12 protein-coding genes are annotated in these 12,274 nt (G+C 61.3%); 5 read left to right on the forward strand and 7 right to left on the reverse strand.

Annotated elements, in window-relative coordinates; translation table 11 throughout:
- The first annotated feature begins 12 nt into the window (after positions 1–12).
- Genes B5X69_RS01445 through B5X69_RS01465 form a run of 5 tightly spaced genes read left to right on the forward strand, consistent with a single transcriptional unit; the run spans position 13 to position 1,943 of the window.
- Positions 13–372, forward strand: coding sequence for a hypothetical protein (locus tag B5X69_RS01445; RefSeq protein ID WP_079636896.1), 360 nt, complete (start codon positions 13–15; stop codon positions 370–372).
- On the forward strand, positions 369–929 hold the full coding sequence (locus B5X69_RS01450; protein WP_079636897.1) for a lysozyme: 561 nt from the start codon (positions 369–371) through the stop codon (positions 927–929). Before B5X69_RS01445 ends, B5X69_RS01450 begins: the two co-directional genes overlap by 4 nt.
- Positions 926–1,171, forward strand: coding sequence for a DUF7940 domain-containing protein (locus B5X69_RS01455; RefSeq protein WP_079636898.1), 246 nt, complete (start codon positions 926–928; stop codon positions 1,169–1,171). The genes B5X69_RS01450 and B5X69_RS01455 overlap by 4 nt, the downstream gene beginning before the upstream one ends.
- Positions 1,168–1,551 (forward strand): hypothetical protein, encoded by a 384-nt coding sequence (locus B5X69_RS01460; protein ID WP_079636899.1) that lies wholly within the window; start codon positions 1,168–1,170, stop codon positions 1,549–1,551. The genes B5X69_RS01455 and B5X69_RS01460 overlap by 4 nt, the downstream gene beginning before the upstream one ends.
- Positions 1,548–1,943, forward strand: coding sequence for a hypothetical protein (locus tag B5X69_RS01465; protein ID WP_079636900.1), 396 nt, complete (start codon positions 1,548–1,550; stop codon positions 1,941–1,943). The genes B5X69_RS01460 and B5X69_RS01465 overlap by 4 nt, the downstream gene beginning before the upstream one ends.
- A gap of 252 nt (positions 1,944–2,195) precedes the next feature.
- Here the strand turns inward: B5X69_RS01465 and B5X69_RS21275 are convergent, their stop codons facing one another.
- From B5X69_RS21275 to B5X69_RS01500, 7 genes are all read right to left on the reverse strand, one after another.
- Positions 2,196–2,339 carry a hypothetical protein gene (locus tag B5X69_RS21275; protein WP_176141476.1) on the reverse strand — a complete coding sequence of 48 codons (144 nt, stop codon included), beginning with the start codon at positions 2,337–2,339 and terminating at the stop codon, positions 2,196–2,198.
- Positions 2,340–2,349: 10 nt separating this feature from the next.
- Entirely contained in the window at positions 2,350–3,009 is a 660-nt protein-coding gene (locus B5X69_RS01470) for an SOS response-associated peptidase (RefSeq protein WP_079636901.1), read from the reverse strand.
- Between the two features lie 19 nt (positions 3,010–3,028).
- Positions 3,029–3,340, reverse strand: a complete 312-nt coding sequence (locus B5X69_RS01475) for a hypothetical protein (RefSeq protein WP_079636902.1) — start codon at positions 3,338–3,340, stop codon at positions 3,029–3,031.
- A 1,068-nt stretch (positions 3,341–4,408) separates the two neighbouring features.
- Entirely contained in the window at positions 4,409–6,880 is a 2,472-nt protein-coding gene (locus B5X69_RS01485) for a phospholipase D-like domain-containing protein (protein ID WP_079636904.1), read from the reverse strand.
- Positions 6,877–8,463 (reverse strand): hypothetical protein, encoded by a 1,587-nt coding sequence (locus B5X69_RS01490; RefSeq protein ID WP_079636905.1) that lies wholly within the window; start codon positions 8,461–8,463, stop codon positions 6,877–6,879. Before B5X69_RS01490 ends, B5X69_RS01485 begins: the two co-directional genes overlap by 4 nt.
- Positions 8,456–9,400, reverse strand: a complete 945-nt coding sequence (locus B5X69_RS01495) for a DUF429 domain-containing protein (protein ID WP_217699088.1) — start codon at positions 9,398–9,400, stop codon at positions 8,456–8,458. The genes B5X69_RS01490 and B5X69_RS01495 overlap by 8 nt, the downstream gene beginning before the upstream one ends.
- A gap of 315 nt (positions 9,401–9,715) precedes the next feature.
- The gene (locus B5X69_RS01500) at positions 9,716–11,908 is read right to left on the reverse strand and encodes a TonB-dependent receptor (RefSeq protein WP_079636907.1); all 2,193 of its coding nucleotides are present in this window, start codon (positions 11,906–11,908) and stop codon (positions 9,716–9,718) included.
- Positions 11,909–12,274: the final 366 nt, after the last annotated feature.

Raw genomic sequence — 12,274 nt, forward strand, 5'->3', positions numbered from 1 at the left:
AGGAGGCCGCTGATGGTTGACGCACCCATCATGATGCCGATGCAGCCGGACGCAGCAGCCCAGCAGATGCTCATCGAGCAGGTGCGCCGGCTGTCGGACAGCGTGGACCGGTTCAATTCGACGATGAGCTTAGTCCAGCAGCAGCTCGCCCGCATGGAGGCCGAGAACCGCCACACAATCGAGCGCCGGGACCGCAACGAAGCCCGCCTGACGAAGGTGGAGGATCGGGTGGACGATCTCGAATCGTGGCGCAGCGAGCAGCGGGGCGAGCGGGGCACGATAGCGGCAATCGCGAAGTCTCCGCTGGTCGGCTGGATCGTGGGCGCTCTGCTTACGCTGTTTGCCGCTATCAAGGGAGGGCTGATCAAATGACCACAGCCAAGACGATCGCTGACACCCTTCGTCCGCTGGCACCGGGGGCGAAGCTGGCGGCCGATGACGTGCCGCTGATCGACAAGCTCGCGGCGCAGTGGGATGCACGCTTTCAAGGCAAGGTGATCAGCCAAGCCGGGATCGACCTGATCAAGCGTTTCGAGGGGCTGCGATTGAAAGCCTACCCCGACCCCGCGACGGGTGGCGAGCCGTGGACCATCGGCATCGGCCATACTGGCGGTGTCCGTCCGGGCGACGTGATCACCGAGGCGCGCGCCGAGCAGCTGCTGCGGCAGGACGTGGGCCGGTTCGAGCGGGCGGTGGCACGGCTCTGCCCCGTCACGACACAGCCCCAGTTCGACGCGCTGGTCTCGTTCGCGTTCAATGTGGGCGAAGGCAATCTCGAAAGCTCGACGCTGCGCAAGCTGCACAACGCGGGCGACTATGCGGGGGCTGCCGGACAATTCGAGCGCTGGAACCGGGCGGCTAGGAAAATCATGACAGGCCTCACTCGTCGCCGTGCTGCCGAGGCTCAACTTTATAGGAGCGGCTCATGAAATACCTGATCGACAACGCCGGATCGTGGTGGCGCATGTGGTCGGTTCGTCTGGCGGCACTTGCTGGCGTCGTGGCGGCCTATCTCGCTGCGAACCCCGACCAGACGCAGGCGCTTCTTGACGTGCTTCCTGACGGCCCCCTGCGGGTTCTGGCGAGCATCGGGATCGGTGTCTTTGTTTTCGGGCTCGCGACCGGAACGCGGCTCGCCCGACAGGGTAAGGCGGAAGGCGGAGAAGGATGAGGGACCGCACCGACGCCGACGATATCGTGCAGGGTGCCTATAACCGCGCGCTGCTCGACCTGATCCTGCCCGCGATCCGGCGCGCCGCGCTCGACGCTGGCTATGCGATCACCGTTCACGGCTCGCTCAATCGCGATATCGATCTGGTGGCGATCCCGTGGATCGAGCACAACGTCTGGACGAAGGAGGCCCTTCGCGACGCCATCTGCGGCGCGGTGCGGGGCGTCGTCGGGCGCTGCCACTATCACGCCAACCGGGAATGGACCGTGAAGCCGCATGGCCGCTTCGCGACCACCCTGCTCGTCTGGTGCGGGCAAAATACGGCTGACCTCGACCTGAGCGTCATGCCGACAATTCACGGAAAGGATGACGAAGGATGATCGGCCTCCTGCTCCCCCTCGCCACCCGTATCGTGGGCGAACGCTTCGCCAAGCTCGCAGCATGGGCGTTCGTGGCGATGGCCGTCGCTGGCGCGGTCTATGCCGCCTATTGCTGGGCCTGGGATCGCGGTCGCGACCATGAACGCGCCGCATGGCAGGTCAAGGTCGCTGATATCCGCAAGGAACGCGACGACGCGATGGCCGCCCTCGGCAAGCGGGACGCCGAAGACGCCGACGCGCTCGAAACCAGCATCACCGAAAACCGAAAGGCACTGGACGATGAAATGGCGAATCTACCTGATCAGCCTCTCAGCAATCGCCAGCGGGCTCGCGCTTGCCGGGAGCTCATGCGGCAGGGACGCCGATGTCCGCCACCTGCCGCCGCCCCCTGAGCGCCTGGCGGCCGATCAGCGGTCACAGCCCCGCCCGATCATGCCCGAGGCAGCAGCGACCAGCGAAGCAGCTTATGAGGCATGGGTGAGCGACGTTTTCGATTGGGGCGAGCGCCGGAACGGCGTCGCGTGGCGTTGGTGTCAGCTCTACAACAAATTTGCGACAGAGCCAGTCGACTGCGGGGCTAATCCTGCCGAGGAAGTGCAGCCGAGGAACATCAGGTTGCGTCCGTAGCTGGCGGACGCGCTGCCCTAGGCGACATCCATCCTCTCGATAGCCGCAAGCGCGTCCTCTTCGGATGAAAACGCCTCGTCTAGAAAGCGCTCCTCTCCGTCGATCACTTCGACGATGAAATAATCACCGTCTGGATCGGGGCCGCGGACTTTGTAGGTCATCGTCATCTCCTCAAATCAGTCCCGGCCCGTCTTTGGCCTTCCGCGCGAACCACGGCTGATCGGTCCGGTTCGCGACGAGCCGATCGGCAGGATATTGCGTGACCAGGTGCATCGCTTCTTCTGCCGGCGCATGCAGCCAGGCGTCGTGATGTTCCGGATGAAGGATAACCGGCATCCTGTCATGGATCTCCAATAGCTCCGGCGTCGCGTCGCACATGACCCCGGAATAGGCGTTGCCCCATTCATCGGTCTGCCGCCAAAGCCCTGCCCATGCGGCGATCGGCTGGTCGGCGACGCTGATCCATGTGCGGGTCATGTGGCCCTTCTCGCCCTCGGCTTCGGCAAAGGCGGTGAAAGGTATCAGGCAGCGCGCAGCGGGGTCGACAAATTGCTTTCGCCAGAAGGTCCAGAGCCGATCGTCTCGCAGATTATTGACCGGCTGGGGCTTGTTCGGCTTTCCCGTGCGCTTGTTGACGGTGTGACGCGGGAAGCCCCAAGCCATCTGCTCGATGATGCGCTCCCCTTCCTGCTCTCGCACGACAAGGCCGGGATAGCCGGGATAGGTATCTTCGGGCGCATTGAAGCCTCGCGCAGGCTGGGCGCGGAACAGGTCGGCTATTTCCGCCACGGTCGTTTTGGTGGTGTAGAGGTTGCACACGCCCCGGAGCATGCCGCACGCGCCCTGAGAGTCAACGGCGTCGCTGAACCTCGCGCTTGAATTCGCGCAGGTCTGCGGTGGGCAAGCTCACGGTGGCCTCTTTCCGCACGAGCTCGATTGAGGGCCCCTGCCGAGCGCGCGCCGCGTCCTCGCACGCCGTGCACTTGAGCCGCCGCGGGACCGCGCGAATCCGTATGTCCCAGCCGCGGCGCCGGAACCAGTCCCATAGATCGATGCTCTCGAGGATCGACGCGTGACCGCACGGGCAGCGCGCGAGCACATTGTAGTGCATCGCCCCCGCGTCAACGAGATCGCGCGCCTCGTAAACATATTCTCGAGCCATGGTCTGACCTGAATTGTGGCTGGCGAGCGCGTCCCTCGATCGAGTGCCAACGCCGCGCCCCAAGGATCCTGCTTCTCAAGACAGGAGCCGACCAGCCGCGAGCATTATATGGAATCGAGCCCGGGCTGGCGAACGGAACTGCCCTCAATTTGGTTATAGTTCACCGGGGGTGACGAAGGGCGTCGGAGAGATCCGGCGCCCTTTTTTATTCTGGGATGCGCGCTTCGAACTCGAGCAGCGGGCCCGGAAGCAGCTTCTCCCCGTCGCGCCAGGCGAGCTTGTTCCTCACCGCCGAATTCTCCGCAGCCCGACGCGACTTGAACCATCGGCTTGAGCGAAGACCGCAGCGCCACCGATGTTCCCGGGGCGGCTCTTTGTTCCAGGCAAAGCGATCATGTTTCATGGCGGTTCCCTTCGAATGTGCAAGCCGCAGCCGGGCGCGGCAGGGCGCGTCTAGCGTCCGATTCGTGTCGGCTCTTATGCCATTTGTTCTCTTAATGTTCTACAGCGAGATGGCGCGCGAGCGTTCCGGACAGGAGCCACATCTAAGTTCACAGCGGGACCGCGCCCCACTCCGTCACCCCTTGAGAGGGGGCAGAATTCAACGGCATGGTATAATCTATGGTATAATCTGAATTTCTAGGAAAAATGTCATGGTTATTCAATGCCGCAATGGCATTGATTTGGCGGCCTCCCGCTCCGCCATTATCCTGTAGCGAACCCGAGATGAGGCTCCCGTTGGGGGCCTTTTTCTTTTTGTTTCAAAGGCGTTTAGCCGAGGCGGCCGAACCTCGGAGACTGGCGCCGGGCCGAATTTCCGTCTCTGAACGGCCCTCCGTCTCTAACCGAGCGAACCTCGTCCGTCCCGGTTCGGCTTTGCAAGGACCAACTTTTCCAGGGAGTTTTGCAGGTCGCTGAACAATGTATTCAGCGGGCGTTCTTCCGGTTTCCGAGGTCATCCCGAGAACGCGAAGTAGGCGTTATGCGGCGAAAATGACCTGCTCCCCGCAAACCTTATTCACCAGGCCCCGCGACGGGTACCCACCAGGCGGTAAGATCTTCCAATGGTCACTGGACAACCGTGACCTCAGGGCGCGCACCCTTAGAGAAAAGCGCTTCCACCATCGCTCGGTGTTCCCGTGCGATCGTTGCTTCTTCGATCCCCAGCCGCTTCCCATAGGCCTCGCTCATGGCGCTCATGAGGCCGATAACATCCGAGCTCAGCAGTTCCGCCTTGGTCGGCAGCGTCAAGAGATAGGCGAGTTCGGCAAGCGGCTTGACGTAGCGCCTGAGGCGTTCCCGCTCGCGGGGCGCGACTGGTGCTGTGAGGCAGGCCTGCAAGCACCAATAACAGGTAGCCCAGCATTCCAAGATGTCGTCGGGGATCTGATCGTGTTCCCCGGCCAGGTAGAGGTGCCGGATGCCGGGGTTGTTGCCGCCGAAGAGCTCAAAGAGAGCGCGGCCGATCACTATCGGCCAGCTATTCGGATCGCCTTGCGAAGGCAAGACCTGTAACCGCAATCCCTTGGCTTTGGAAAACTTCGTTGCAGCGACCGGAAGGGCGGACGTGCAGATGATCATCAGCAGCGCCCGTAGGCGAATGACGTCGTGACTATCAAGAGCTTCGCTTTCCTTGCGTTCTCTAATTCGCTTGCTGAAAGCCGTTACAGCGGCGACGATCTGATCCTTCGTTGCCTTCTTTGCTGCCGCTGCCTTTCGATGCTCCGCCCGCTCGCGCTCTTCTTCCTCGCGGCGGGTCTTCTCGGTGTCGAAATCTTCGCCGGCATCTAGCGCAGCTTGGCCGTCGCCGGTCTCATCGCCGAGGTCGAATGCCCCTGCCGGCAGCGGAGCTCCCTCCTCTTCATCATCCTGATCAACTGCACCGAGGCCGATCACCCGGTTGAGGAAGTTGCGGACGATGGAGACATCGCTTCCGGCGAGGCTATTGTGGGGCAGCTGGTTTTCCGTGCGCGGCCTTCGCCCTGCGATGAACTGATCGTAGCTGAGCGTCGTATACGCAGGAGCGTTGCTTGGCTCGTCTTTGCGCGTCTTCGGGATCGATATGGGTTCCTTGCCCGTCCGCTCACCCTGTTCAATCCGCTCGAGAACGCCCAGCACATCGAGGAGCATCAGACTCGCTTCGGTCTCGTCGTCCAGTAGCCGTAGTGCGTTATCGGCTTGGCGGGAGGACGTTTCCCGGACGACCGCACGCAGGCGATCAATCAGCGTGACGATTGATGGTGCGGAGACCCGCCCATCCTTGTGCTGCGCCCGTGCGAATGCCGGGCGCTCCTGTGTGTCGCCGATCTCAAACCGCAGGGTGTCGCCGCTGCTGGCGAGCGGCGAGAGACGGCAGGGCATCGGCTTTCCCTGTTGATCGAGGAGAGTGATGGTGCTCTCTGCAGGATCGAATGCATCGCTGGGGCACCAAGTAAGTGTGTCGACGCGGCACTCGAACTTGCCTGAATTCAAAGCCGCCAGCTCGCCCAACGGCAACTCCTCGTCGAGGTCCAGGTCCGGTAGAGCGGCCGGATCGAGTTGCCGCTCGCTCGTCAGTACGGCGCCGAGGCCGAGCGCATCGACGGTGGAGCCGGGCGGGAGACGCCGATAGAGGCAGGCCTCTTCGTTCGATCCGGCGAAGTCCGCATGACCGAGCGCAGGTAGCGTGCAATTCGCGCTGCCCACCAGTACATGATCGGCAGTCGTCGTCCGTGCAATGATGGCCTTGGCGTGGATGAAGCGGCCTTTCCGGAAGTCACCGCGGTCGTAAATGCGGACCCCCTGAACTTCGCCGAGCGCCCACTTCGGGAAGACGGTGCACTCGGGTTCGAGCAGAACCGAGATTTCGCCAGGGGAGAGCCGCTCAGCCAGGTACGAAAGTGCAGCCAAGTTGGGATCCCAGTAAGGGCTGATTACGATCAGTCGCTCGACGGGCTCACCCACCAGCTCGGTGAAGCGCCGGCCGATGCCCAAATTCTCCCCGGTGGTCAGGAGGGCAGCGAGCGTTCCGTCGGCGAGACTGACCAGGCCGGTCGCCGGGGTGGCCTTGGCAAGCCAGGGGGCACGCGTGAGCATCCACTCGACCTGGGCCGCGGTCGCCTGCTGATCCCCGTTTAGGAAGCGAGAGAGATACTGCCATCCCGCAGCGACGAGCCGTTGTTCGCCCGAATCCGGTTCGTCCGATACGACCATACCGGCAAGTTCGAGGTTGCCGCCGAGGCCCGGTGTCGTCAAGTTCGCGGAACTGACGATCAGGCGTCCACGGCGGCGGCCGACTTGCAGGAAAAGCTTCGGATGGAATACTCCCTGCGCGCTGATACCGTTGATCGTATAGAGCCGCCCTGCATGGTGGGGCAGTGCCGATGCGCCGCAGAGCGCATGAGTGAGCATGCGTCCGTCGGCGAGAACGAGATTGTTGCGACACTCGGCGCCACGGAGCCGCGGCAGCACGATGTTCTCATAGGCATCGAAATCGATCCCGAAACTGGTCGCGATGCTCGTGTGGAATTCCTTGTCGGCGAAACGTTCATAGAGCTTCATGCGACACCCGCCGCTGCCGCTCCGTAGTCGGTGAGCCCTTGCCCGCCGACAAGGTGGATGTCTTTGATGAATGTGATCGCGGGGCCGAAGCGCGGGTTCGTGAAGACAGGCCCATCCTTTCCACGCAGCCTGAGCTTTCCTTCATCGCGCTCAATCAGGAACGTGTAATCGCCGGCCCGTAGTTTTTGCAGAGCGACCCACAAGTGCCGCTGCACGACACGCTGTTCGAGAAGTCTTCCCAGAAGCGCTTCGAAGGGCTCGCCCGCGTGCGCCTCCAGAAAACGGATTTCCGTCAGCAGGGAGTGAAACGCTTCCGGATTGAATCGACACAGGACGGAGGCGATGTCCCGATCTTCGTCGCGCACCCGCCTATGCAGGATGGCGAGGAGCCTCACCGCATTCCAGGCGATCTCCGGTGGACAGACGCTCGCGTCGTTCCGCCCGGCACCCTTCATGATGGAAAGGGATAATGAGAACTCCGAGCCCTCGTCATCCGCTGCATAGGCGTTCGAGGCAGGACGCGAGGCATCGATGAACGCGGTCCAGTGTGCTGGCGCCCCCGGTGCCGTCCGCAATATTCTCTCTACGCACAGCGGAATCAGCCGTGACAGGGCAATGCCGGCCGGGTAGTCGGCGAGAGTGTCGAGGGTGAATTTGAGCAGCGTCTCGTAGGCGACGTGGCAGAGATCGTTGGCGTGATAGACCCACCATAGCTGTCTTTGCGCCTCAAGCTCGGGCGATCCGAGATCGAGTGCGTGGCCTTGCTGGTCGCAGCCAGCAAAGAGTGTCCAGCGTACCTCCTCGGGAACGGGCTCGCGCCCGAGCAAGGCCGCGACTTTCAGAATCAGCAGGATGCTGTCGCGACGAGCGCGCGCTCGGCCGTCGGTGGGACCGAAGGGCTCGAGAAGAATCTCGTGATAGAGATCACGCTCTTCACCCGAGAACGCGATCTCGGACGGAGCGAGGGGACGGAGCTCGTCGAGTTCGCCATTCGTGACGCTGCCACGTTGCACAATGTCGTAGAACGACCTCGCCAACTCACCCACGCTACTCTCGAAGACGGCTGCCAGCCGTTCGCCGATCTCCCTACTGGGCAACGGGAGTTCGTGTTCGTTCGATTGATCGAAAATGCCGATCTCGAACAACTGGCTGCGGTAGGCTGCGCCATATGCGCCCCAGGCCTGCTTCAAGTAATAGTTCTCGCTCCCGGGCTCCGCCGCCTGCGCAAATTCGATGAGCCCGCTCTGGTTCTGGTCCAAGACTTTCTGCGCCCATTCGATGCCGGCGACGCCGCCCTCGCCGCCGTGCCAGTAGGCAATCAGCGCATAAAGCGCTTCTGCTCGGCGGATGAAACGCTTCCAGGACTCGGGGTTGGTGTCGCCGATCTTCTGCGCGTAGGTCCAGCAGAGCCAAGCGTAGAGTCCATAGTAACGCATCCGCAGCGTCACGTTGCTGATACCGGGAAGGAAGGTCTGGTAAAGGCTGACGCTGCTATTCTGCATCCCCAGTGGATCGAGGCCGTTTTTCTTTCGGTATTCAGTCCATACCGGGTAGTTTATGGCGACGTTTCCCTCATCAGTCATTGGCGACGACCTTTCCAGAGATCGTTCCAGTGTGATCCATGACGACCTCGGGCCGGAATGGGAGCTGACGACGCGGGAGTTCGGACACGGAGAGGTGAGGGTCTGCGATCCACCCTTCCAGCCGATCGACCGTCTCGGGTGCACCGAAGCGGTCATCGCGCTGCCGCCATGCCCACGCTGCCTGGACGGCGCAGAGCAGAGCGTCGAGATGATCGGCACCGGGGTCGTCGCAAAGGTCGTCTGGTGCTATTATGCCGAAGCCGTAGCGCCTTGGGGCTTCCTCGCGGAGGGCTTGCAGCAGATTGAGGCGCGCCTCGTGCTGATCGGTGGTTTGCTTTTTCCGTGTGTCGTTCTTATAGCTGCGGCGACCGATGAAATGGCGGACGAGAACACCGGGATAGGCTTCTATGGCGATGCGTTGCGGATCGCCTTCGTGTAGGTGGGGAATGGTCACCCCGGAGGCCAGCAGGCGCGGGGCGCCCTCGAAGAACATCAGGCCGACCGGCACGCCGTAAAGCTTCTGCGGGCTTATTGATCCCGCGGCCTTGTCGGTCGCACGGCGATGCTCTTTGTCACCGGCGATCCGATTCTCCTTATAGCCGTCCAGTGCCGCGCGAAAACCAGTGCGACCGAGCTGGCCCGCATGACGGACGTATGCGGCCCAAGACGGGGGCCAGCCGATGGTCTCAACGAAGCGGCGGGCCTGGCCAAAAGGAAAGTCGATCCCTGCAATCCACGGACCGGGCTTTGCCAGTGCCGCCTCGAAATTATCGTAGTTAGGCCACTCCTCCAAGGACTGGGTGCGCAGAGCGTCGTCGTCGAGTATGCAATCAATACAGGTGATCGGCTTGCGCCGCGAAGGTCTGCTCGTGAAATCGATGCCCAGTATCTTCATGGTAGAACGATAGCCAAGGCACGAGCCAAATTCGAGCTTCATGTTTCTCGGGTCGGCGCGTCTGGCACGGCCGAACCCCGAATGGCCGTTCTGAGTGCCACGCTGCCCCTTAATTATCGAGAATGAAGATTGCTTTGATCTGAGCAGGCTTCCCCTCTCAGCAGGCGGTACTATCTTCTTGCACCGAATACCACGTCCATCTGCTCCGCCCAAGGCCGGTCGGCGACAGCGACGAGGTCGTTCAGCGAAAGCGCCGGTGGCACGCGCCTGATGACGAGGTCCTCGATCACCTCCGGCGACAGATAGGCGACCCGGCCGAATGAGCGCGGCCCACACCGGGCCGCGCTCGATTCAAGTTCAGAAGGAGTACTTCACCTCGACGCCATAGGTCGCAGGCATCTGGAAGCGGTAGGTATCGCTTGCCTGGACGATCAGGGTTTCGAAGATTTTCGCGCTCGTCAGGTTTTGACCATAGACGGCCAATTGCAGGTTCGGTTCAGCCTTTGGATTCCACGCAATCCTTGCACCCAGCGTGGCATAGGCGGGCTGCTTGATGCGGTTGAGCGGCTCCATGTAGAACTTCGACGAATAGTAGCCGTTAGCCGACAGGGTGAACGTGCCCGCATCGGTTTTAGCGACATAGGATGCGCTGAGCGACGCCGAGAAATCAGGCGCATAGCCAAGGTTGGTTCCCGTGGCGTCGCAACTCATGGGCACGTTGCCAATGTTGGCGGGCGCCTGGTTCTGCCAGGCGCAGGACGGCGCGCCGGACACGGGAATGGGCACAAACACCGCCGCATTCGGATAGGACTTGTACTTGGCGTTCAGGTAGTTTGCGCCGGCGGCTAGGGAGAGGTTGTCGATGGGCCGCCAGATCGCCGTTAGGTCCGCGCCGTAGATGCGGGCGGATGCGGCATTCTGCAGATAGCTGTTCAAGCCATCGAACGACGAAATCTGGATGTTCTTGTAGTCGTAGTAGAATCCCGTCAGGCTAACGTCGAGGCCCGGCCGGGAGATCTTGACCCCGCCTTCGATCGACCGGAGTTTTTCAGGATCGACCGGGTTCGGCTGGCCCTGGGTAGTGTTGAATACGCCGCTCTTGAACCCTTCGCTATAGGTCACGAAGAGGTTGGTAGTCGGGGTCAGCTTGTAGAGAATGGAGGCCCGGGGGGTGACGGCGCTCCACGACTTGGTTCCGAGCGGGGCCACGCTGGCGTCCGGAACAGGTAAGCCGGGTGCGCCGAACCCGACCGAGGCATTCTTTCGCTCCCAGCTGTAGCGCAGCCCGCCGGTGACCTGGAGCCGGTCCGTCAGATCATAGCTAAGTTCGCCGAAAATCCCGACTGAACTGGTGGTTTCCTTGGTCCGGATAGCCATGAACGGGCCGAAGTCGAGCGGGTTATAGCCGATTTTGTTGCGATAATAGAATGCCCCTACGGTGCCATTCAACCGGGATAGGCCCGTCAGGGTGTAAAGCAGCTCCTGGGTGAACGTCGCGGTGTTGGTGCCGATCTTCACCGGGATGAAGGCCCCGGCGGTATTATCGGAATCATAATTCGTGGGCGAACTCGACTCGGTGTAAGCCGTAATGGTCTTGAACTCACCCGGACCTGCCTCAACCGTGCCGCGCAGGTTCACGGAATGCAGATTGACTTCGAAGAACAAATCCTGCTCAGAAGAGAACTCGCGGGGATTTACCGCGAGCGGTTGCCCGACCGTCAGCAAGGACTTGAAGGCATTGTTACCGTTGAGGTTGCTATAGGTCTGCCCGTCGCCAGTGTACTTGTGAACATAAAGTCCCGTCAGGATGAAGTCCACCGATTGAGAGGGACGGAAACGGAGCTTGGCGCGCACCAGCACGTTATCGAGGTTGCTCTCCTTCCCGGCCGGGTAGATATTGTGCATGTAGGGGCTCCGGTGCTCGTAAGAACCGGAAATGCTCGCGGCAAGCACATCGCCCGCCAGCGGTGCAGTGATGAATGCCGAGGCGCGCACATTGTTGTAGTTCCCGTAGGACATCGATATCTTGCCCGATGTCGTGAATTCCGGATCGCGCGTCGTGACCAGGATTGCACCGCCAGTCGCATTACGGCCGAACAACGTGCCTTGCGGGCCTTTCAGAACCTGGATCGATTCCACGTCCGGCAAGTCGGCGGCGCCGAAGAAATTCGAGGCCTGGTATACGTTATCAATATAAGTCGCGATGTTGGGTTCGCTCAGGAACACGAGGTTCGTCGTGACGCCACGTAAGGTCGGGTTGATGGCAACACCCGCCTGATTCATCCTCAGTCCGGGAACGGCAGAAACCAGATCCTGCGTATTGTTGATTCCGCTGTTTTCGAGGGTTTTTGCCGACAGGACCGACACCGCGATTGGCACGTCCTTGTTTCGAGCCGAGCGTCTCTGAGCCGTTACGACGATATCGTCGGAAGTCACGGCGTCAGAAGCATCGGCGCTGGGCGAATTGATCGTCGCCTCCTGGCCCCAGGCAGGGTGAGCCACCAAATATACCAACGCGCTGGATACCAGGAAAATATTCTTAATTTTCACGACAACCTCCCAACAATTTTTAAGTGTTGAACGAATATTAAGCCAAATTTATACTCTACAGTAATTTGGAATAGGCCAGCACATGCTGGAAATTTTGGCTTCGGGCGTTGCGGCTTTATGCCCCAGGCGACGCCCAGAATTCATGCGTCTGCCCCGGCATTGGAGGCGCACCTTCTCCACTTATGCGACTGCCCGCCTTCGACGAACGTTACTAAGACTAACGTCGCTATACCGAGAATTTTATCTCGTCAAGGGCGATGCCGAGTATGGGCAGGGGAATCGCTTCAGGTTAACGCGGTGTCTTTGGTGAGGAGTTTTTGGAGGTAGTCTGGGTTGAGATTGGCGAGTTTTCGGCGGACCTTGAGG

The organism is Sphingopyxis flava (assembly GCF_900168005.1).
Taxonomy (GTDB): domain Bacteria; phylum Pseudomonadota; class Alphaproteobacteria; order Sphingomonadales; family Sphingomonadaceae; genus Sphingopyxis; species Sphingopyxis flava.